The sequence below is a fragment of the Agrobacterium tumefaciens genome (assembly GCA_025559845.1).
In the GTDB taxonomy this organism is placed as follows: Bacteria; Pseudomonadota; Alphaproteobacteria; order Rhizobiales; family Rhizobiaceae; genus Agrobacterium.
Window position 1 is genome coordinate 1,264,538 of record CP048470.1, and the last position, 21,661, is coordinate 1,286,198.

Sequence of the window (21,661 nt, forward strand, 5' to 3'; positions counted from 1 at the left end):
TGATCCGGGACGTTCAGCCGCGTTGGCGCATCGTGTAGAGAAATACGGGACCGCCGATCAGTGCAGTCAGAAGACCGGCCGGCATTTGCCATGGGAAGATTAGGGTTCTCCCGAGCCAATCGGCTGTCAGCATCAGAACACCGCCGGCAAGCGCGGAGGCAAAAATCTGCGGCAGCGTGCGGGTAATGCCAAACTGGCGCACCATATGCGGCGCCAGCAGTCCAACGAAACTTGCGGGTCCAACAATGATGGTTGCACCCGCGGTGGCAATGGCGCTGTAGAGAATGATCGCACCACGTGTGCGCGAAATCCGCAGTCCGAGCGATCGGGCGCTGTCTTCACCAAGTCCGAGCAGTTCAAGCGGACGGTTAAGCAGCGGAACAACGAACAGGGCCAGGGCGGCCAAGACGGCCACTGTTATCGCCTGGTCGGTGGTGACACGGTAGGTGGAGCCGGAAAACCATGTGAGAAGAAGCCCTCGCGCAGGCCCCCCGACGGCCACGACAAATGCGCCGATGGCTCCGACAATTGCCGACAGAGCGATACCGATCAGAATGATCCTGTCAGGTGCGAAATTCGCGCGCCTGCCCAGGATCAACATCGCCGCTGTCACCAGGAGCGAGCCGGTGGCACATGCGATGAGCAGGTCGCCGGATGTGTAGGACGTCGAAACGAAGAGCAGTGCGATAGCGCCAAGCGTTGCGCCGGCCGATATGCCCATGACCTCGGGACTTGCCATGGGATTGGCCGTGACAAGTTGAACAAGCACGCCGCTGATGCCCAAGAGAACACCTGCAGAGACGGCGCCGACGACGCGCATGAGGCGCCAACGCGCAATCAGGTTGACGTCGGTACTCCACTCCCAACCCGCCGGACCATGGCCGACGGCAAGCGTGATGATAACGAGGGCAGAGAGGACGACGGCGCAACCCGCCAGATGGTTCGGCATAAGCCGGATACGGTGAGATGTCATCTGCTGGGTTTGCGACCGGATGGCGCCGGATCTGGCCATCAGAGCGGTTCAATCGATGCGGGTTTTGAGATTGCGCCTGGATACATAACGAGGTTCGAGCACAGCGGAAGATTGGCAAGCTATAGCCTGGCCGCGCCCTCAAAACTAGTGGAAAACTGTCATATTTAAAGCGCCCGCGTCATGCGGCTTTCGCTGATGACGCGGGCTGACGTTTCAGCCGAGATACTGGGCGTCCGTCACATGCTCGAGCCAGTCCACGACCTTTCCGTCAACATGCTCCTGGATGGCGATATGTGTCATGGCGGTTTCCGGCGAGGCACCGTGCCAGTGTTTTTCACCAGGTTCGAACCAGACCACATCGCCGGGATGGATCTCCATGATCGGGCCGCCCTCGCGTTGCACACGCCCGCGCCCTGATGTCACCAGCAATGTCTGGCCGAGAGGATGAGTATGCCACGCGGTTCTTGCACCGGGTTCGAAGGTCACAGAAGCCGAAGCGGCACGGCGCGCATCGTTTGCCGAAAACAAAGGGTCGACGCGAACATTTCCCGTAAACCAATCCGACGGACCCTTTGCCGACGGTTGCGAACCACTTTTGGTGATAATCATTGTGCTTCCTTCCTCAGAGAATCTGCCCGTTGATGCAGCAAGAGGCGACCGCCGGTCCATTGAAACTTCGTCTGACCCCATCAACCCGCTGCCTATGTTACCACAATGGCCTGTGATGGCTGCTGCTCGAAATGGGGCGCAGCATCGACGCAGCCAAAATGTGGACCGAGGAATGGACCTTTCAAAGATAGAAACACTCATCGAATTCGTCGGCCGGTCCAGCATTACCGAACTGACGGTCACCGAGAAGGACACCACTGTCCGCATTTTCCGAGAAAGGTCGGCAAATGCTTTGTCGTCAACGGCTGAGAGTGTCGCCGCTGTCGAGCAACCCGCGCAAGCCACCGTGCCTGAAGACAAGCCTGCAACGGGCGGGTTTGCAGTCAACGCTCCCATCTTTGGTGTCCTGCATATTGCTCCGGCTCCGAATGATCCGCCTTTCGTTGCCGTCGGCGATGAGGTTGTCGAAGGGCAGACACTTTTTATCATCGAAGCGATGAAGGTTTTCAACAAGATTGCCGCGCCGCGCGCTGGCCGCATCACGCGTCTGACGGACGTGAACGGTGCGGAGGTCGAGGCTGGTGACATGCTTGCGGAGATCGCGTGATGCAGCCGCAACAACGTTTCGACAAGGTTCTGATCGCCAATCGCGGCGAAATTGCTCTGCGCGTCGTTCGCGCCTGCCGTGACATGGGCTTGAAGACGGTCGTTGTCTGCTCGGAAGCTGACCGGAATGCCGCCTATACCCGAAGCGCCGACGAAGCGATCTGCATTGGTCCGGCGCCTGCCCCGAAAAGTTACCTGAACCAGAATGCCATTTTGCTCGCGGCACGTCTTTCTGGCGCCGGTGCCGTTCATCCAGGCTATGGTTTCCTCTCGGAAAACGCTCGGTTCTCCGCTTCCGTCGACGAGGCGGGGCTGACGTTCATCGGGCCGGATGCTACCGCGATCGCCACGATGGGCGACAAGATTGCTGCCAAGAGCGCCATGGTTGCCGCCGGTGTGCCCTGCGTTCCAGGTCCCGACAGTGAACTTCCCGCAGAACCGGAGGCGATCCGCGCCATCGCGTCGGAGATCGGCTATCCGATCATCGTCAAGGCTGCCGGTGGTGGTGGCGGGCGCGGCATGCGGGTCGTGCTTGAAGAGGCTGATCTGCTGGAAGCGGTGACATTGACCCGCGAAGAAGCCCGCAAGGCTTTTGGAACGCCGGCGCTCTACATGGAGAAATTCCTCCAGTATCCGCGCCATATTGAAATTCAGGTGCTGTGCGACACGCATGGAAATGCTGTCTGGCTTGGCCACCGTGATTGCTCCATGCAACGGCGCCACCAGAAGGTTGTCGAAGAGGCGCCGGCGCCGGGCATTTCCGATGCGCTGATTGGTCCCGTTGGAGAAGCATGCGTCAAAGCCTGCCAGCAGATCGGTTACCGCGGTGTTGGCACCTTCGAGTTCCTCTATGAAGATGGCGCGTTCTATTTCATCGAAATGAACACGCGTCTGCAGGTAGAGCATCCCGTGACCGAGGAAACCAGCGGCGTCGATATCGTCCAGCAGCAGATCCGTGTTGCGCAGGGCGAAGAGTTGCCGATGAACCAGAACGACGTGGCCTGCCAGGGGCACGCCATCGAATGCCGTATCAATGCCGAAGACCCGGCCACCTTCATGCCGTCGGCCGGCGTCATTGCCGCGCTCGAACTGCCGACAGGCGAAGGCGTTCGTGTCGATACGCATGTCGAAGCCGGTTACAGGGTCTCTCCCTATTACGACTCCTTGATCGCCAAGCTTATCGTGCACGGGCGTGATCGGGCTGAGGCCATGGCCCGCACCCGCGCCGCGCTCGCCGCCTTCAAGCTGGACGGCATCGCGACCAATCTGCCGCTGTTGCGGGAGTTGTTTGAAGACCCGGCTTTTGAAGAGGGCCAAACGGACATCCATTATCTCGAAAAATGGCTGAAGACGCGGGGGCGCGCATGAGCAAGGTTGATTTCACCGATCCCGCGATCATCGAAAGGCTGACACTCGTTCTTGAAGCCGCCGGTGTCGATGGTATCGAGATCACCCGCCGGGACCAGACCGTGCGGATCGTTGTGGCCGGATCTGCGGGAAGATCCGCGCGTGATATGAGAGCCAGCAAGTCGGAGACCGCGTCTGCCGCGATCTTCAAGGCGCCGATGGCGGGCGTGTTCTGGCCATCAGATCTTTCGCGCGCGCCAACGCAGGGCAGTTCTGCGAATGACAATCTGGTGGGCTTCCTCCGTGTCGGACCAGTTCTGTTGCCGGTGAAAGCCGGGACCTCGAAACGCCTTCGCCGCCATCTCGTTGAACCCGGAACGGTCGTCGGCTTCGGCGACCCGATTGCAGAAGTCGAGCCAGAAGCATGAACGCCTCGATTGCCAAAATCCTAGCCCCTTTGGAGGTCTTTTCACAGGACCGCAATGGCGCGCGCGTGTCGCCGATTGGCTCCCGCGCTTTCCTTCTTGAAGCCACGGGCGATTTCGACCTTGCCTCGCAGCGGCGGATCTGGGCTTTGTCCAAGGTCGTCGAAACCTGGAGCGAAACCCAAGAAATCGTTCCTGGCATGACCAATCTCCTCGTTGTGCTCAAGGCCACGCCCGATGACCCGGAGGCCTTGGCACTGCGTCTTCTGGAAGACTGGGATCAGGCCGAGAGCATCGATCTTGCCGGAAGAACGATCGAAATTGCCGTGACCTATGGCGGTGATCACGCCACCGATCTTGCCGCGCTTTGCGACCGGTCAGGATTGTCAGACCGCGAAGTGGTGCGCATTCATTACGAAGGGACCTATCGGGTGTTTGCACTCGGAAGTGCGCCTGGGTTCGGTTACCTGCACGGTCTTGATCCGCGTATCTACATGCCGCGAAAGACTGTTCCTTCGCTTAACATGGCAAGAGGCTGTGTCACCATAGGCGGCATGCAGACCGGTGTTGCGGTACTGACCGGCCCGAATGGCTGGAATTCAATCGGCTTTGCCGAATTGCAGATGTTTGATCCAATGTCGGAGACGCCTGCCATCATGGCGCCGGGTGATACGGTGCGTTTCGTGCCAGCGAGCATAGAGCTATGATAGAGATCATCCACACGGGACCGTTCAATACGGTACAGGACCTTGGCCGCCCCGGTTTCCGAAATATCGGTGTTACCACCAGCGGCGCAATGGATACGCTGGCCTTGAAGGTCGGAAACACTCTGATCGGCAATGACGCAGGCGCTGCCGCGCTCGAGATTCAGACCTATCCCTTCAAGCTGCGGTTCTCGAAGCCGACCGCGTTTGTTGTCACCGGTGCCGATTGCGGCGCATCGCTTGATGGCGCAGCCATTCAATCCTGCTGCGCTTTGCCGGTGCAAGCTGGGCAGGTTCTGGAACTGGGCCAACCCCGTACTGGCACCCGCGCCTATATCTGCGTTGCTGGCGGCATTGATGTCGCAACTGTCATGGGATCGCGCAGTACGTCGCTGCGCGGTGCCTTCGGCGGTAACGACGGCCGTTTCCTCGCGGTCGGCGATACATTGCGCGTCGATGAGGTTTCCGAACCACTGAATTTTCCGGCGGCGGGCGTCGCCTTTGTCGATCCGGTCTATGCGCTGGCGGATGCTTTTCCGGCAGCGGAAGATGGTGTGCTTTCGGTTCGTGCCATTCCGGCCGGTGAACATGCGCTTTTCGGCGATGATGCCGAGCGTTTCTGGTCGCAGACCTGGAAAATCTCAACCCAGAGCGACAGAACTGGTTATCGACTGATGGGCGATGCCATCAAGCCGACAACACCGGTGGAAATGCGCTCGCATGGTGTTGTTTCCGGCGTTGTGCAGGTCCCGCCGAGCGGTGAGCCAATCATCCAGATGGCCGACGCCAACACGGCAGGTGGTTATCCCAAGATTGCCGGCGTTATCGAGGCCGACCTGTGGCGACTTGGCCAGGCGCGCATCGGCAGCCGGTTGCGGTTTGTCCGCGTGACGCATCAGCAAGCGGCTGAGGTCGAAAAGTCGGTCGCTGCATTCATTGCCGATGTCCGCAGAACCTCGCGCATGGTTTGCCAGGCGCTTGCCGTTATCAACTGACGCGAAGGAGGGACGAATGAAGATCGATCTGAATTCCGACATGGGTGAGGGTTTTGGCCCTTACCGACTGTGTGATGATGAAGCGATGATGAAGGTTGTCTCCTCGGCCAACATCGCCTGCGGTTTTCACGGCGGTGACCCCGACACGATGGTCCGGATGGTACGGCTGGCCAAAGCGAACGGTGTGGGCATCGGTGCACATCCCGGCCTGCCCGATCGTGCCGGTTTTGGTCGCCGCGAAATTCCTTATTCGGCGGATGAGCTGCGTCAGCAGATGCTCTATCAGCTCGGTGCGCTCAGGGCGATTGCCGCAAGCGAAGGCCAGCAGGTCGCTCATTTCAGCTTCCATGCGGCAATGGGCAATATGGTCAACGGGGACCCGAAGCTTGCCGATCTGATGATGGATGCGATCCGCGCCGTTGATCCGGGGCTTATCATTTTTGCAATGCCGGGCAGTGAGATTGAAAGCGCTGCAAAGCGTGCTTCGCTGAAGACGCTCACCCTTTTTCTGGCGGACAGAGCCTATGACCGTGAAGGCCGTCTGGTTACCCGAGGTCTGCCCGGTGCGCTGATAAAAGAAGAATCTGCAGTGCGCGCCCGCGTTCGCCAGTTCCTGATCGATGGGACTGTCACGACCATTGATGGCGCAACCATCGCCATGGCGGCCCGCTCGATTCTCGTTCACAGCGATACGCCGGGTTCTCTCGAACTGGCGCGCATTGTCCGTAGCGAAATAGAAAATGTCGGCGGCTCGCTGGCGCCTGCATCCGAAGTTGCCGGCTGAGGTTTTCAGCCGATCCGTTTTCACCATCTGTTCAAAACTGGAAGACCAGACCATGCCTGCGATTGCCGACCGATTGAAAAATGTCTCGATTTCCGCTTCCGCCGCAATGACGCAACGCGCGCGCGAACTTGCCGCTCAAGGCATCAAGGTGGTGAGCCTTTCGTCCGGAGAACCAGATTTCCCGACGCCTGCACACGCCGTCGAAGCCGCTCATGCGGCCGCTCTTGCAGGTGATACGAAATATCCCACCATGGATGGTACGCCGGCGATGAAGGCGGCGATCATCCGCAAGTTCAAGCGCGACAACAACCTCGTTTACGAACCGAACCAGATCGTTGTTTCCGGCGGCGGCAAGCAGGTCATCTTCAATGCTGTCTTGGCAACCTGCAATCCGGGCGATGAAGTTGTCATTCCTGCGCCGTCCTGGGTCAGCTATGCAGATATCGTCAAGTTCGCTGGTGGCGTTCCGGTTTCGGTAGCGTGCCCGGAAAATGCAGGTTTCAAGCTGCGGCCCGAAGACCTCGAGGCAGCGATCACTCCACGCACCAAGTGGCTTTTCCTGAATTTCCCGAACAATCCGACCGGCGCCGCCTGCTCGCGTGCTGAAATGGCGGCGATTGCGGAGGTCATGCTGCGCCATCCGCATGTCTGGATTCTGACGGATGATATCTACGAACATCTCGTCTACGACGATTTTGAATTCTGCACGATTGCCGAGGTCGAGCCACGTCTTTACGATCGCGTGTTGACCATGAATGGCGTGTCGAAGGCCTATGCGATGACCGGCTGGCGCCTCGGTTACTGCGGCGGTCCGAAGGATCTGATTGCGGCAATCAGCAACGTCAACGGACAAAACAGCGGCGGTACCTCGACCTTGACGCAGGCTGCATCCGTGGCCGCGCTCGATGGGCCGCAGGATCTTCTCAAGGAACGTTCGTCCATCTACAAGACCCGCCGCGATTACGTGCTGGGCAGGCTTGCGGAAATCGACGGTCTGCGGGCGCACAAGCCGGAAGGTGCGTTTTACATTTTCCCGAACATTTCCGAGCTCATCGGCAAGACCAGCAAGGGCGGTCGCAAGATTGCGACCGACGTCGATTTCGTCATGGGTCTGGTCGAAGAACACCACGTGGCAACGGTGCAGGGCGCGGCATACGGCATGAGCCCGTATTTCCGCATCTCCTATGCGACAAGCATGGAAATGCTGGAAGAGGGCTGCAACCGCATCGCAGAATTCTGCAACGGGCTGCGTTGAGCGACTACGATTTCAGGCGGGCGGTGAGCTCCATCAGAATGGATTTCACCGCCAGCGCCGGCTCCGACAACTCGCTTTGGTCGGAAACACAGAACGACAGGGTTTCCTCGATCCTTGGCGTGATGGGGCGCACAATAAGAGGTTCGCTCGTTTCGGCCAGAAGGCGCTCGCTGATCGCCTTCGGCATGATCGTTGCACCCATGCCATCGGTTACGGCACGCGATAGCGTCCGGACGATTTCGATTTCTGCCACGACGTTCAGTGAGACGCGTGCGCGGGTGAAGGCGAGATCAACCGCACGACGCACAAAATTGTAAGGCGGCGGCATGAGAATGGGGACATCCTCCAGCGCCGAAATTGGCAGAGGCTGATCGCTTGCTTCGATCCCCATTCGGCTGTGACCGACGAAATAGAAATCCTCGTTGAGCAAAGGCTCAAAACGCACGCCCTTGATTGGCCCCGAGCCGTGAATGAGCGCCATTTCCAGACGCCCGTTCATGATCATCTGGCTGTAGGTCTGACCGACGCTTTCTGTCAGATGAAGCAGGATTCCGGGGTGACGTTTGCGGGTCTCGATCAACAGATCTGCGGAGAGCGTTGCCGCACTGCTGAATGGCACAAGGCCGACGGACACGCGGCCGACCAGTGAGGCGCCTGTTGCTTTGACGTCTGATTGAGCGAGATCCATCTGGCGAAGGATGATCTGCGCGTGCCGATAGACGGCACGGCCCGCCTCGGTCATGGACACGCCCTGCTGGCTGCGAATCAGAAGCTTCTGCTGGAAATGATCTTCCAATCCGGCAAGCTGCTGGCTCAAGGCGGGCTGCGCAATATGCAAAACGTCGGCGGCGCGGGTAATGCTGCCGGTGTCGACGATCACGATGAACGACCTCAGTCGCCGTATGTCCATGAAAGTTCCCTCTTTATCTGTAGCGCGATTTTCGCAGGCCGCGCGGAGGATTGCAACGCGACCAACAGCCGCCAGCGGCAAAAAAGAAGCCGTGCTTTTGCAGTCTCTGGAAAAGACGAACTTCTAAGTGTCTGTCTGCGCTTGATGATTTGGAGCGAATGGGCTCCATAACGCATCCTTATCCATCCAGATTCAATCCGTCTTAGGCAGAACGCCAAAGCTCCGCTAATCTCAAATTCAACGACAAGGGGATGAATACGAATGTCTTTTTCCGACTATAAAACGGCTCTTGTAACCGGCGCTTCCGGAGGGATTGGCGCGGCGATCGTTGAGCGTTTCCGGCGTGAGAACATTGAAGTGCATGCCGTGGCAAGAAGTGCTGACGCGCTTCAGGAACTGGCAGAGCGTACCGGTTGCATCCCGCATGCTATCGACGTGACCGACCGTGAGGCGCTGGCGAAGCTTGCCTCCGAAATCGACTTCGACATTCTCGTCAACAACGCTGGTGTCGACCGGCCGAAGAAGTTCCTTGAAGCGGAAGATGGCGATATCGACCTGCTGATCGATGTGAATCTGCGCGCCGTACTGCATCTGTGCCGGCTGATCGTGCCTGGCATGGCGGAACGCGATCGCGGCCACGTCATCAACATCTCCTCCATTGCCGGCAACTACAATTTCGGCGGCAACTCCACCTATCACGCCACGAAAGCCGGCGTTGCCATGCTGTCCAACCAGCTGCGCATCGATACGTTCGGCAAGCGGGTTCGCGTCACCGAAATCTGCCCTGGTCGCGTCGCCACGGACATCTTCAATCACGTTCACGGTAACGACCCGTCGATCCGCGAGCGCTTCATCGATGGTTTCGAATTGCCTCAGGCTTCCGATATTGCCGATGCAATTGCCTTTGCGGTTGCAGCACCCGTCTCGATGAACATCGGTCACATGGAAATCACCCCGACGCTGCAGGTCATGGGCGGTTTGCAGACGGCGAAACCACAAACGCCCGCTGTTGTCGGCAGTGCCAAAGGGGCAGAGCGGTGAGCGGCTTCGATCTATCAGCGATTTTCTCAAATCCTGAATATGTCGGGATGCTTCTGCATGGCATCCAGATGACATTTGTCATCTTCCTCGGCTCCTGGACGCTTGCGATGACGCTGGCAATTCTGCTGCTGGCGCTTCGGGTTTCGCCGTTTCGCTTCGGTGAGCCGATCGTTGCCGCTTACGTCTCCTATCACCGCAACGTGCCGACACTCGTTCAGCTGATGTTGTGGTACTTCGGCATTTTCACGCTCATGCCGCAAGGTTTGTCGGACTGGCTTGCCAGCCACAATGCGGAGGCGATCTTCGCGGTGATCGGCCTTGGTCTCTGCCAGGCAGCCTATTTCAGCGAGGATTTGCGGTCAGGCCTGCGTTCTGTCAGCAAGGGGCAGATGGAAGCTGCTCAGGCGCTCGGCCATGGTTACGTCTCCGCCATGCGCTTCGTGATCATGCCGCAGGGCGTTCGCAATGCCTTGCCGCCCCTCATCAATCACAGCGTATCGCTTTTCAAGAACAGCAGCATTGCCATCGTCATCGGTGCACCTGAATTGACGCACGCCGTGAAGGAAGTCGAAAACCTCAGCTTCCGCACATTCGAGATCTATACGATCGGCACTGTCACCTATCTGTTCTTCTCACTCATCATCATGGGCATCGGAGCTTATCTCTCGATGCGTGGCGATCCCGCGCGGAGGGCGCGCGCATGATCCAGGATTTCATCAATATCATTCAGGATTACTGGCTGCTGCTTCTGATCGGGCAGTATCCGAACGGGCCGCTCGGCGGGCTTGCCAACACCCTCATCCTTTCTGCACTGGCGATCGCACTGGCTTTTCCGGTCAGCATTTTGATGGCTCTTGCCCGCCTGTCCAAGTGGCGGCTCCTGAGCTGGCCGATTACCGGTCTCGTCTATGTCACGCGCGGCGTGCCGCTCCTGATGCTCATTCTGTGGTGCTACTTCGTCATCCCGCTGTGGACCGGCGCCGACGTGCCAAGCTTCCTGATCATGCTGGTCACGCTGGTCATCTATCAGGGCGCATTTTTGAGCGAAGTGGTGCGGGCGGGTATCGTATCGCTCGGCCAGGGACAGATGGATGCCGCCCGTGCCCTGGGGCACAGCCATCTCGGTTCGATGCGTTACGTCATCCTGCCGCAGGCGCTCTACAACATGATCCCGAGCATGATCTCCACGTTCGTTTCGACGATCAAGGACACCACGCTTGGTTACGTCATCAATGTGCCGGATCTGACCTTTGCGGCGAGCCAGGTCAACAACCAGCTTCTGACGCAGCCCTTCCAGGTCTTCCTCATTCTCGCAGTGGTCTACTACGTCCTGTGTTGGAGCCTGACCTATGTTGCCAACAGCGTCGAGCGGCGGATCGCGCGCCGCCGGGCCGGCCCGCGCAATGTCCGCCTTCCTGCAGAGGCAGCCCCACTTAAAACCATTACGGAGCAGCTATGAGCACCCCAGTTTCCGGGCCGAAGGCCGAGCAGGCGATCCGCATTTCCGATGTCTGCAAAAGTTACGGCGATTATCAGGTTCTGAAGAACGTCAACGCCGAGGTGGCGCGCGGCGAGGTCGTGGTGATCTGTGGCCCATCCGGTTCCGGCAAATCGACGCTCATCCGCACGGTCAACCGTCTCGAAGAGATCAACAGCGGCGGTATCAGCTTCGAAGGGCAGGACATTCACGCGCCGATGCGCAGCAATGAACTGAACAAGCTGCGCAGCCGCATCGGCTTCGTGTTCCAGAGTTTCAACCTGTTCCCGCACCTATCAGTGGTCGACAACGTTTCGATGTCGCCGATCCGGGTGAAAGGGGTTCCAGCCAACGTTGCCCATGAAAAGGCTCTCAAGCTGCTCGATCGGGTTGGCCTTGCCGACAAGGCCAATTCTTATCCCGGCCAGCTTTCCGGTGGTCAGCAGCAGCGCGTCGCGATTGCCCGTGCGCTGGCCATGGAGCCGCCGGTCATGCTGTTCGACGAGCCGACCAGCGCTCTCGATCCGGAAATGGTTGGCGAAGTCCTGAGTGTGATGAAGAGCCTCGCCGCCGAAGGCATGACCATGCTTTGCGTCACCCACGAAATGGGCTTTGCACGAGATGTTGCGGACCGGATCTGGTTCATTGACGCGGGCGAAATCCTCGAAACGGCTCCGCCTGAGGAGTTTTTCAAAAATCCACGACATCCGCGCGCTCAGCGTTTTCTCGCTGATCTGCGGCACTGACTGCCTTCTTTTAAAAATAACAATGGAGAACAGCAAATGAACTGGAAATTCGCAATTCTGACATCGCTCGTCGCCAGCACCGCTGTCGTCGCGCCAGCCAAAGCCGACCAGCTTGCCGATATTCAGGCAGCGAAGACGCTGCGTTGTGCAACCTTCGCCGATGTGACGCCCTTTGCCGCGCCGGACCCGAAGACCCGCGAAATGGTCGGCTTCGACGTTGATCTCTGCAACGCCATCGCCAAGGAAATGGGCGTCAAGGCTGAAATCAAGCCGGTATCGGTTGAAGCACGTGTCCCGGAAGTGAAACTCGGCCGCGTCGACATCACCGTTGCCAACCTCGCCTATACCCAGAGCCGCGCCGAGCAGATCCAGTTCAGCGACCCCTATTATCTCGCCAAGGAAATGCTGATCGTTCCGACCACGGACGAAGGCAAGGCCAAGGCAGATTATGTCGGTCAGCGTATTGCATCTACGAAGGGCTCGACGTCTGAAATGTCGATCAAGCTCAACAAGTCCGAACCCTTGACATTCCAGGATACTGGTTCTGCCTATCTTGCCGTTCAGCAGGGCAAGGCGCGCGGCATGGTCGCAAACACGATGACGACGACGAAGCTTGTCAATGAATCGAAGACCCGGGGCAAGGAAATGCGCATGATCGAAGAGCCCATGCTCTACCAGCCGATCGGTATTGGCATGCAGAAAGATCAGCCGGCGCTGACCGCCAAGGTCAACGAGATCCTGCGCAAGCTCGACGCTGATGGTGAGATCAACAAGATCTGGGACAAGTGGCTCGGTCAGGGCACCGAATACAAAATGACCCGTACCGACAAGGTCGTGCCGCTCTCCGAGCTGAAGTTCGATCCGATTCCCTGATCTGACGCACCAGGCGTCCGGTCCTTAAAAACCTGAAAAACTGACTATTGCCGACGGCGGCAATCTTGCCGCCGTGCGGCTCACTATGGCCTCGAGGAGGGCCTCATGACCCACATTAAAGATATTCCCGCACGTCCCTCCAAGGAGGATCTGGAGGCTCTTTCGAAGTTCTCTCCGGCAACGATCCATGAGGCTCAGGGCCGTCGTGGTGCGCTGTCGTCGCGTCTGAAGCCGGTCGACTACCGCATGAAACTCTGTGGCCCTGCCTTCACGGTGAAGTCCTCGCCGCGCGACAACATCATGCTGCAGCTTGCGATCAATTACGCCAAGCCGGGCGATATCATCGTCGTATCCGCCGGTGAATATGAAGAAGCCGGTTCGTTCGGCGATGTTCTGGCCAATGCCTGCCTTGCCAAGGGTATCGGCGGTCTTGTGACCGATACGGGCGTGCGCGATACGTTGCAGCTTCGCGAGCTCGGTTTCCCGGTGTTTTCGCTGAGCACCTGCATCAAGGGCACCGTCAAGGAAACGATCGGCACCACCAACGACACGATCATCGTCGGCGGCGAGATCATTCAACCGGGCGATGTTATCGTTGGCGATGCCGACGGTCTTGTTGTTGTTCGTCGTGATGAAGTTGCCGAAGTCGCCAAGCTTTCGCAGGCGCGCGAAGATGCCGAAGCCGGTTACATCGCCGCCTACAAAGCCGGCAAGACGGTGGTCGAGGTCAGCAATCTCGAGCCCGTGCTGAAGGCAAAGGGTCTGGTTGTCGGCATCTGACTTACGGGCAAGCGGAAGGGAATTGGGGTCTGGCATGAGCGCGGCACTGAAGGATCTGGTCATCTCGTCTGCCGAGGTTGCCGTTGATATCGTCGGCATGAACAAGTGGTACGGCGATTTCCACGTGCTGCGCGACATCAACCTCAAGGTCATGCGCGGCGAGCGCATCGTCATTGCCGGCCCTTCCGGTTCCGGCAAGTCGACCATGATCCGCTGCATCAACCGTCTGGAAGAACATCAGTCGGGCAACATCTTCGTTGACGGTATCGAACTCACCAACGACCTGAAGAAGATCGATGAAGTGCGTCGCGAAGTCGGCATGGTGTTCCAGCACTTCAACCTCTTCCCGCATCTGACGATCCTGGAAAACTGCACGCTGGCACCGATCTGGGTTCGCAAGATGCCGAAGAAGGAGGCCGAGGAAGTGGCGATGCACTACCTCAAGCGCGTCAAGATCCCCGAGCAGGCCAACAAATATCCCGGCCAGCTTTCCGGTGGTCAGCAGCAGCGTGTGGCAATCGCCCGCTCGCTGTGCATGAAGCCGAAGATCATGCTGTTCGACGAACCGACCTCGGCACTTGACCCGGAAATGGTCAAGGAAGTGCTGGATACGATGGTGAGCCTTGCCGAAGACGGCATGACCATGCTGTGCGTGACCCACGAAATGGGCTTTGCCCGTCAGGTGGCAAACCGGGTGATCTTCATGGATCAGGGCCAGATCGTCGAACAGAACTCTCCGCAGGAGTTCTTCGACAATCCGCAGCACGAGCGCACCAAGCTCTTCCTCAGCCAGATTCTGCACTAGAGGTTGCCTGGAGGAGAACTATCTCAGACCGAACTCTGTTCGGGCGTGGCCATGTCGCCCGAAAAGACAACGTGCCTTGAACGTGCCGCCTTTCGCGCATAAATAGAAAGTCCACGCAGCACCAACAGGACGGTTTCATATGGATTTCAACCCGATCGCAAAGTCACATCGCCTTGCCATACGGGGAAACCATATCCATGCCGCACTTTATCACCCTTTCGAATGTTTCCTGGTCGACGCCTGACGGTCGCCAGCTCTTTTCCGGTCTCAATCTCACGCTTGGTCCTGAACGCGCTGGCCTGATTGGCCGCAACGGCGTTGGAAAGACCACACTCCTGAACCTGATGGCCGGAGATACATCTCCGTCTTCCGGATCGATTTCGGTTTCCGGAACTGTCCACGTGCTTCGCCAAAGCGTTCAGGTTTCAGCAGATGGTACGGTTGCGGATCTGTTCGGTGCGAGCGATGCTCTCGCAGTTCTCGGCCGTGCTCAATTGGGCGAGGCGACGGTAGATGAGCTGGCCGACATTGACTGGATGCTGGAGGCGAATATTGCCAGCGCCCTGTCGGACGTTGGCCTTGATGCGCCGTCCACGACGCCGCTCGCGCATCTCTCCGGTGGACAGCGCACACGCGCAGCACTTGCCGCGCAAATCCACGCCGCGCCTGATTTTCTCATCCTCGATGAGCCGACCAACAATCTCGACCGGGAAGGCCGGTTGGCCGTCATCGACTTTCTGGCGAAGTGGCGTGGTGGCGCAATCATCGTCAGCCATGATCGTGAACTTCTGGAGACAGTGGATTCCATCGTCGAAATAACGTCATTGGGTGTCAGTCGTTATGGCGGAAACTGGAGCCATTACAGGGAGCGCAAAGCGCTGGAAATGGCCTCGGCGCAGCATGACCTCGCTGATGCGCAAAAGCGTCTGGCGGATACTGCGCGCAAGGCGCAGGACACGGTCGAACGCAAAGCGCGTCGCGACAGCGCCGGCAAGAAGAAAGCGGCGCGGGGTGATATGCCGAAGATCGTCGCAGGTGGATTGAAGATGCGCGCCGAACAGACGGGTGGTGCCAACGCTCTGCTCGCCAATCGGCTGGAGACTGAGGCACTGGATGACGTGAAGACGGCGCGCGAGCGTATCGAGATCTTGCAACCGCTTTCGGTCACCTTGCCATCCTGCCATCTGCCCGCGGCAAAGACCGTGCTGCGTATGGAGGGCCTGGTAGCGGGGTATGAACCGGACCGGCCCATATTGCGCGATCTCTCCTTCCACATCACGGGACCGGAACGGGTTGCTGTTACTGGCGCCAATGGATCGGGCAAGACGACCCTTCTCTCGGTGATCACGGGCGTCCTGCCGGTAGCGTCTGGAACGCTGCAGGTCGAGGTGCGCTCGGCCTTTCTCGATCAGCAGGTCAGCCTGCTCGATCCGGCCTCGTCGATCCGTGACAATTTTCTGCGCCTGAACCCGAAGGCGGGGGAAAATGCCTGCCGGGCGTCGCTCGCACGTTTCCTTTTCCGGGCGGATGCAGCGCTGCAGAAGGTCGAAACATTGTCAGGCGGGCAGATGTTGCGGGCAGGGCTGGCCTGTGTGCTTGGTGGCACTGAACCGCCACAGTTGCTGATACTGGATGAGCCGACAAATCACCTTGATATCGAGTCCATTGCGGCCGTGGAGGCCGGACTGAGAGCCTATGACGGCGCAATATTGGTCGTCAGCCATGACGAAACCTTCCTCGACAATATCGGCATCGATCGACGACTGAAACTTGGCTCCTAGACGCGGCAGTTACTGCGCTATCCGGTAGCCCAGCTTCTCGGAAAGTGCGTTGGCCGTATCGCGTAATTCCTCTCCCAGACGGGCGATCTTTTCGTCGCTTGCTTCGCTTCGTATCAGGCTTAGTGCGATACCCGCCGACGCGGCCCCTGAGTAGTCGCGTATGGCGGCACCAATGCAGAGCATTCCCTCGCGGATCTGGCCGTCGTCGATGGAGTAGCCACGGCTGCGCGTCGATGCCAGTTCGTGCTCCAGCTTCGATAGCGAGCTCACGCTTCTTGGTGTCAGGGGAGGCGGAAAGCTTTCGAACAAGGTTTTCAGCTCATCGGTGCTGAGGTCGGAGAGCAGCATCTTGCCGGTCGCTGTAAACGGCGCCGGCAGACGCATGCCGATACGAAACGTATGCCCGAGCGGCTGGGCCGAGTTCCGACAGCCGATATAGACGACTTCGGCGCCTTCGCGAACGGTCAGCGTGACCGTGTACGGGTCGAGATCGTGCCGTTCGGCAAGCTGTTCGTGAAATGTCGAAACGATATCGAGTTGCGACAGAAACCCGTTTGCCCATCGCAGCGGATGGGGACCGGCACGCAAGGTTCCGTCCGCCGATTTGGCAAGAAGATCAAGCTCCACCATGACTGCCAAGAGGCCATGCGCCGTGCTTTTGGGCAGATCCATGAGGCGGGTCAGTTCTGCGGCTGTCAGGTGCTGGGGGGAGCCGGCAACCATGTCCAGAATGCGCACTGCACGTCTGAGGGCCGGCACAGTGTCTGATATTTGCGACGATTGTTGATCTGCGGTCATGCAACCTCCTTGACACATCAGCGTGCTTCGGCCCATAGTTCATTGTATTGATTCAAGTTCAATTAGTTGAACTTTACTATGGGAGAGACAGATGATCAAGCTTAAAAACGCTGCTCTGTTGCGTGATGCGTGTTTTGTGGATGGCCGCTGGTTGAAAGCTGCCGATGGCAAAACGATTGCCGTTGAAAATCCCGCCAATCTGGAAATCATCGGGCATGTCCCTTCGCTTTCGGCCGCAGAGACGGAAGCCGCAGTCGAGGCTGCCGGAAAGGCATTTTCCGAGTGGAGCCGGCGCGCTGCCAAGGATCGCGCAGCAATCTTGCGCCGCTGGTTTGATCTGATGGTGGCAAATGCTGACGATCTCGGTGCGTTGATGACCGCAGAGCAGGGGAAGCCGCTTGCGGAGGCAAAGGGCGAGGCGCTTTATGCCGCATCCTTCGTGGAATGGTTCGCGGAGGAAGCCAAGCGCGTTTATGGCGACACTATTCCAGCGCCGACCACCGACAAGCGCATCACCATTCTTAAGCAACCGATCGGAGTTTGCGCCGCGATCACGCCGTGGAATTTTCCGGCTGCGATGATTACGCGCAAGGCTGCCCCGGCTCTGGCCGCCGGCTGCACGATGATCGTCAAACCGGCCGAGCAGACGCCGCTGACCGCACTTGCTCTGGGTGTTCTGGCGGAAGAGGCAGGCATTCCCTCCGGTGTCTTTCAGGTGGTCACGGGTGCAGCACGCGATATCGGCAAGGTCTTCACCGAAAGCGATACGGTGCGCAAGATCTCCTTTACCGGATCGACTGAAGTCGGCCGTCTGCTGATGGCGCAATCGGCCCCGACGATCAAGAAGCTTTCACTGGAACTTGGCGGCAACGCGCCCTTCATCGTTTTCGATGACGCCGATCTCGATGCTGCTGTCGAGGGCGCGATCGTATCGAAGTATCGCAATGCCGGACAGACCTGTGTGTGCTCCAACCGGATCTATGTCCAGGCCGGCGTGTACGATGCCTTTGCGGAAAAGCTGGCCAAGAGGGTCGAGAGCCTGTCCGTTGGCGAAGGCACCGAACCCGGTATTTTGATCGGGCCCCTGATCGATCAGGACGCCGTGGCGAAGGTCGAGGATCATGTTGCTGACGCCCTTGGAAAAGGGGCGAAGGTCGTTACCGGCGGAAAGCGCCATGCGCTTGGCGGGACATTCTACGAACCCACGGTGCTGACAGGTGCAACGCAGGCAATGAAGGTTGCCCGTGAGGAAACCTTTGGACCGGTCGCCCCGCTTTTCCGGTTTGAAACGGAAGAAGAAGCCGTTGCCATGGCGAACGACACCGAGTTTGGTCTGGCGGCCTATTTCTACACCGAGAATGTCCGCCGGACATGGCGTGTCGCAGAAGCGCTCGAATACGGCATGGTGGGCCACAATACCGGCCTCATCTCCAATGAAGTCGCACCGTTCGGTGGTGTAAAGCAGTCCGGTCTGGGCCGCGAAGGCTCGCACTACGGCATCGATGAATATCTTGAAATCAAATACCTGTGCTCGGCCATCGGCTGAGATCACGCTGGGAGGATCAAATGACCATCAACCCTTTCGAATTCCGCACCGTTCCCTCCATGCAGGTTGCCTGGGGGGGTGCCCAGCGCCTCGGAGAGATTCTTTCCGGCAGGTTCCAGGCGCGCAAGGCACTTCTCATTACCGATGCAGGTCTCATCAAGGCCGGCCTCATCAAGCCGATTGCCGACGCTCTAATCGCTAGCGGCTTCAGCGTCACGATATTCGACAAGGTCGTGGCCGATCCGCCGGAGCATATCGTTGCAGATTGCGTCGAATCCGCCAGGCAGATCGGGGTCGATATCGTCATCGGTCTTGGCGGTGGCTCCTCGCTCGATATCGCCAAGCTGGTAGCGGTTCTTCTGGTTTCCGACCAGACGCTTGCAGACATGTACGGCATCGGCAACGTCAAGGGGGCGCGCCTGCCGCTGGTGTTGGTGCCGACCACGGCTGGAACCGGGTCGGAAGTGACCAACATCTCGATCATCACCACAGGTGAAACCACCAAGATGGGTGTCGTTTCTCCGCAGCTTTACGCCGATTTCGTTCTTCTCGATGCGGAATTGACGGTCGGTCTACCGCAGGTTCATACCGCGGCTACTGGTATCGACGCCATGGTGCACGCGATTGAGGCTTACACCAGCAAGCACAAGAAGAACCCGCTATCAGATGCTCTGGCGCGTGAGGCGTTACGCCTGCTTGGCGCAAACCTGATCGCCGCCTGCAAGGATGGGACCGATCGCAAAGCCCGTGAAGGCATGCTGTTGGGGGCAACATTGGCAGGCCAGGCTTTCGCCAATTCGCCGGTGGCTGCCGTTCACGCGCTCGCTTATCCGCTGGGTGGCCACTATCACGTGCCGCATGGCCTTTCCAACGCCCTGATGTTGGGGCCAGTGCTGCGTTTCAACGCCAAGGCTGCGGCGTCGCTTTATGCCGAGCTTGCCGATGTGCTCGGCGTGCCGGGCGAGGGTGATACGGCGACCCGTTCGGACGCCTTTGTCCAGCATATGGAAAAACTGATGAATGAAAGCGGTGCGCCGCGGCGCCTTCGTGATGTCGGCGTGACGGACAACACCCTGGCAATGCTTGCTTCCGACGCCATGAAGCAGAGCCGCCTGCTGGTCAACAATCCGGTCGAAGTCCGCGAAGAGGATGCGCTCGCGCTCTATCGCGAAGCTTTCTGATCCATTTCTTACACCAACATCTTCAGTCCCAAGGGAGGAAAACGAGTGACCGATATCAGACTTTACATGCTTCAGTCAGGTACCTTGAAATGCAAGGTACACAACATCAAGATGAACCAGGGTAATGGTGCGGACTATGAGATTCCAGTCCCATTTTTCCTGATTACCCATCCCGATGGGCACACCGTCATCGACGGTGGCAATGCGATCGAAGTCGCGACCGACCCGCGCGGCCACTGGGGCGGTATCTGCGATGTCTATTGGCCGGTTCTGGATAAGAACATGGGCTGCGTTGACCAGATCAAGGCGCTCGGTTTCGATCCGGCCGATGTGAAATATGTCGTGCAGTCCCACCTGCATCTCGATCATACCGGCGCGATCGGTCGCTTCCCCAATGCGACCCACATCGTGCAGCGCTCCGAATACGAATATGCCTTCACACCGGACTGGTTTGCTGGCGGCGGTTACATCCGCAAGGACTTCGACAAGCCGGGCCTGAAGTGGCAGTTTCTCAACGGTACGCAGGACGACTATTACGACGTCTACGGTGACGGCACGCTGACCACAATCTTCACGCCCGGTCACGCACCAGGTCATCAGTCATTCCTGGTTCGTCTGCCCGACAGCAAACCGCTGCTTCTGACGATCGATGCCGCCTATACGCTGGATCACTGGGAAGAAAAGGCCCTGCCGGGCTTTCTTGCCTCGACCGTTGATACGGTCCGCTCGGTTCAAAAACTCCGCACCTACGCCGAAAAGCATGATGCGACCGTTGTCACGGGCCACGATCCGGACGCATGGGCGAACTTCAAGAAGGCTCCGGAATTTTACGCTTAAGATAAATCCGGACCAGTCATAGATCTGATACGGCGAGGTTGTGGGCAACCTCGCCGTTTTGCCTGAAAAGGCAGCATCGTTCGTGAATTCAGAGGTCTTGCCGCGCGCCCGTCGTGCGCAGGCGAGATGGCTGGACACCGAAACGTCTGAGAAAAAGCTGCGAGAAATGGCTGGGGTTGCCGTAGCCGACAGCAAGTGCCGCCTGGGTGATCGACATCGCACCTGTTTCAATCATGCGACGCGCCTCCAACAGACGCTGTTCCTGCAGAAACGCGTAAACGGAAAAGCCGTAAAGTACCTTGAAGCCGGCTTTCAGCCGCTTTTGCGTCAGCCCCACTTCACGGGCGAGGTCCTCGAGCGACCAGGGATGCGAAAGATCAGCGATCATCAAATCCCGGACACGTTGTAAAGCCCGACGATCGCGTGGCGGCGTCTTTATCGCAACCTGGGCATGGCGCATGGCACTGATCGAGGCGTTGATGATATCGAGTGCGCGTGCCTCGAAGGCAAGGTCGTCATTTTCCACCATGGCGCTATCGAAAAGCGCGCGTGCAACAGACAGCAGTTGCGGCGGAACCGGCAAGACACCAACCCATGTCCCGTTACCGGACGCGACATGCAAAGCATGCTGCTCATCGAGCGAGGATAGGACATCTGCCGCACCAAGCTTCTGCCAAAGGGCGGTATCGATGCGAATGTCCATACCCTTGAAACGCGTTCCGACCGGAACGTCGTAGAACCCGACGGCGCCTTCCGGGGCTGCCATGATGTAGATGCGACCGGGCCGGTATGGCAGGCTCGAGACACGTTCGCCATCGGCATCCAGAAGCCAGCCCTGACCTGCGGCCTCGAACAGGAAATCGATGGCCACGCAGGGTTCCGTTGCGAAACGGCCGGCGAAATCAGCACCGATCACCATATCGAACACGGAAATCGTCAAGCCGGGACGGACGCCGAGGATCTTGTAGGCGCCGTCCGTCGAGGTGGTCGCAAAACTCGTTTCCGTAGGATTCGGCCCTAAAACAACGACATCGTTCTGATCTGACTGGACCAAAGCCCTCTGCTCAACGCGCAAGTTCATGATCGGCCCCCACTTTTGCTGCCGATCAAAAAAGTGACCGGATCACGACAGTCTTGAACCTGATTACAATAGTCAAGTTTACGCCGTCAATCTATGGAGGTCGGGAA

The 21,661-nt window shown here is 58.6% G+C and carries 23 protein-coding genes; 18 read left to right on the forward strand and 5 right to left on the reverse strand.

Translation table 11 applies throughout. The features are described 5' to 3' along the window. Positions 1–13: 13 nt before the first annotated feature. Both FY156_22170 and FY156_22175 read right to left on the reverse strand, forming a co-directional pair. Entirely contained in the window at positions 14–1,012 is a 999-nt protein-coding gene (locus tag FY156_22170) for an iron chelate uptake ABC transporter family permease subunit (protein ID UXS04194.1), read from the reverse strand. Between the two features lie 174 nt (positions 1,013–1,186). After that, complete coding sequence (locus FY156_22175; GenBank protein UXS04195.1) at positions 1,187–1,582, reverse strand: cupin domain-containing protein; 396 nt, start codon at positions 1,580–1,582, stop codon at positions 1,187–1,189. A 172-nt stretch (positions 1,583–1,754) separates the two neighbouring features. On the opposite strand from FY156_22175, the gene FY156_22180 reads away from it, so the two are divergent. Genes FY156_22180 through FY156_22210 form a run of 7 tightly spaced genes read left to right on the forward strand, consistent with a single transcriptional unit; the run spans position 1,755 to position 7,698 of the window. Continuing rightward, entirely contained in the window at positions 1,755–2,189 is a 435-nt protein-coding gene (locus tag FY156_22180; protein UXS04196.1) for an acetyl-CoA carboxylase biotin carboxyl carrier protein subunit, read from the forward strand. Next, on the forward strand, positions 2,189–3,556 hold the full coding sequence (gene accC, locus FY156_22185) for an acetyl-CoA carboxylase biotin carboxylase subunit (GenBank protein UXS04197.1): 1,368 nt from the start codon (positions 2,189–2,191) through the stop codon (positions 3,554–3,556). The genes FY156_22180 and accC overlap by 1 nt, the downstream gene beginning before the upstream one ends. Next, positions 3,553–3,963 carry an acetyl-CoA carboxylase gene (locus FY156_22190; protein UXS04198.1) on the forward strand — a complete coding sequence of 137 codons (411 nt, stop codon included), beginning with the start codon at positions 3,553–3,555 and terminating at the stop codon, positions 3,961–3,963. The genes accC and FY156_22190 overlap by 4 nt, the downstream gene beginning before the upstream one ends. Beyond that, the gene (gene pxpB, locus FY156_22195) at positions 3,960–4,667 is read left to right on the forward strand and encodes a 5-oxoprolinase subunit PxpB (GenBank protein UXS04199.1); all 708 of its coding nucleotides are present in this window, start codon (positions 3,960–3,962) and stop codon (positions 4,665–4,667) included. The genes FY156_22190 and pxpB overlap by 4 nt, the downstream gene beginning before the upstream one ends. Next, on the forward strand, positions 4,664–5,659 hold the full coding sequence (locus FY156_22200) for a biotin-dependent carboxyltransferase family protein (protein UXS04200.1): 996 nt from the start codon (positions 4,664–4,666) through the stop codon (positions 5,657–5,659). Before pxpB ends, FY156_22200 begins: the two co-directional genes overlap by 4 nt. A 16-nt stretch (positions 5,660–5,675) precedes the next feature. Further along, positions 5,676–6,443: a LamB/YcsF family protein gene (locus FY156_22205; protein ID UXS04201.1), complete on the forward strand. Its 768-nt coding sequence runs from the start codon at positions 5,676–5,678 to the stop codon at positions 6,441–6,443. 52 nt (positions 6,444–6,495) lie between these two features. Continuing rightward, entirely contained in the window at positions 6,496–7,698 is a 1,203-nt protein-coding gene (locus FY156_22210) for a pyridoxal phosphate-dependent aminotransferase (protein ID UXS05205.1), read from the forward strand. Between the two features lie 4 nt (positions 7,699–7,702). Here the strand turns inward: FY156_22210 and nac are convergent, their stop codons facing one another. Next, complete coding sequence (nac, locus tag FY156_22215; protein ID UXS04202.1) at positions 7,703–8,608, reverse strand: nitrogen assimilation transcriptional regulator; 906 nt, start codon at positions 8,606–8,608, stop codon at positions 7,703–7,705. A 261-nt stretch (positions 8,609–8,869) separates the two neighbouring features. Between nac and FY156_22220 the strand changes: the two genes are divergently transcribed. The 8 genes from FY156_22220 to FY156_22255 all read left to right on the forward strand — a co-directional run bounded on the left by FY156_22220 (position 8,870) and on the right by FY156_22255 (position 16,111). Next, entirely contained in the window at positions 8,870–9,649 is a 780-nt protein-coding gene (locus FY156_22220) for an SDR family oxidoreductase (protein ID UXS04203.1), read from the forward strand. Beyond that, positions 9,646–10,353 (forward strand): amino acid ABC transporter permease, encoded by a 708-nt coding sequence (locus tag FY156_22225; GenBank protein UXS04204.1) that lies wholly within the window; start codon positions 9,646–9,648, stop codon positions 10,351–10,353. The genes FY156_22220 and FY156_22225 overlap by 4 nt, the downstream gene beginning before the upstream one ends. Then, the gene (locus FY156_22230) at positions 10,350–11,108 is read left to right on the forward strand and encodes an amino acid ABC transporter permease (protein UXS04205.1); all 759 of its coding nucleotides are present in this window, start codon (positions 10,350–10,352) and stop codon (positions 11,106–11,108) included. The genes FY156_22225 and FY156_22230 overlap by 4 nt, the downstream gene beginning before the upstream one ends. Continuing rightward, positions 11,105–11,872: an amino acid ABC transporter ATP-binding protein gene (locus FY156_22235; GenBank protein ID UXS04206.1), complete on the forward strand. Its 768-nt coding sequence runs from the start codon at positions 11,105–11,107 to the stop codon at positions 11,870–11,872. The genes FY156_22230 and FY156_22235 overlap by 4 nt, the downstream gene beginning before the upstream one ends. Positions 11,873–11,908: 36 nt before the next feature. Further along, the gene (locus FY156_22240; GenBank protein ID UXS04207.1) at positions 11,909–12,745 is read left to right on the forward strand and encodes an ABC transporter substrate-binding protein; all 837 of its coding nucleotides are present in this window, start codon (positions 11,909–11,911) and stop codon (positions 12,743–12,745) included. Between the two features lie 105 nt (positions 12,746–12,850). Continuing rightward, a complete protein-coding gene (locus FY156_22245; protein UXS04208.1) occupies positions 12,851–13,525 on the forward strand; it encodes an RraA family protein in 675 nt (224 codons plus the stop codon). Positions 13,526–13,559: 34 nt separating this feature from the next. Next, entirely contained in the window at positions 13,560–14,330 is a 771-nt protein-coding gene (locus FY156_22250; GenBank protein UXS04209.1) for an amino acid ABC transporter ATP-binding protein, read from the forward strand. A 197-nt stretch (positions 14,331–14,527) separates the two neighbouring features. After that, positions 14,528–16,111 carry an ABC-F family ATP-binding cassette domain-containing protein gene (locus FY156_22255; GenBank protein UXS04210.1) on the forward strand — a complete coding sequence of 528 codons (1,584 nt, stop codon included), beginning with the start codon at positions 14,528–14,530 and terminating at the stop codon, positions 16,109–16,111. Between the two features lie 9 nt (positions 16,112–16,120). Here the strand turns inward: FY156_22255 and FY156_22260 are convergent, their stop codons facing one another. Continuing rightward, positions 16,121–16,909 (reverse strand): IclR family transcriptional regulator, encoded by a 789-nt coding sequence (locus FY156_22260; GenBank protein ID UXS04211.1) that lies wholly within the window; start codon positions 16,907–16,909, stop codon positions 16,121–16,123. A gap of 91 nt (positions 16,910–17,000) precedes the next feature. Between FY156_22260 and FY156_22265 the strand changes: the two genes are divergently transcribed. Genes FY156_22265 through FY156_22275 form a run of 3 tightly spaced genes read left to right on the forward strand, consistent with a single transcriptional unit; the run spans position 17,001 to position 20,473 of the window. Continuing rightward, positions 17,001–18,455 carry an NAD-dependent succinate-semialdehyde dehydrogenase gene (locus tag FY156_22265; protein UXS04212.1) on the forward strand — a complete coding sequence of 485 codons (1,455 nt, stop codon included), beginning with the start codon at positions 17,001–17,003 and terminating at the stop codon, positions 18,453–18,455. A 20-nt stretch (positions 18,456–18,475) separates the two neighbouring features. Beyond that, positions 18,476–19,636, forward strand: a complete 1,161-nt coding sequence (locus tag FY156_22270; protein ID UXS04213.1) for an iron-containing alcohol dehydrogenase — start codon at positions 18,476–18,478, stop codon at positions 19,634–19,636. Between the two features lie 45 nt (positions 19,637–19,681). Continuing rightward, positions 19,682–20,473, forward strand: coding sequence for an N-acyl homoserine lactonase family protein (locus tag FY156_22275; protein UXS04214.1), 792 nt, complete (start codon positions 19,682–19,684; stop codon positions 20,471–20,473). A gap of 88 nt (positions 20,474–20,561) precedes the next feature. Here the strand turns inward: FY156_22275 and FY156_22280 are convergent, their stop codons facing one another. Then, the gene (locus tag FY156_22280; GenBank protein ID UXS04215.1) at positions 20,562–21,554 is read right to left on the reverse strand and encodes a helix-turn-helix transcriptional regulator; all 993 of its coding nucleotides are present in this window, start codon (positions 21,552–21,554) and stop codon (positions 20,562–20,564) included. Positions 21,555–21,661 lie beyond the last annotated feature (107 nt).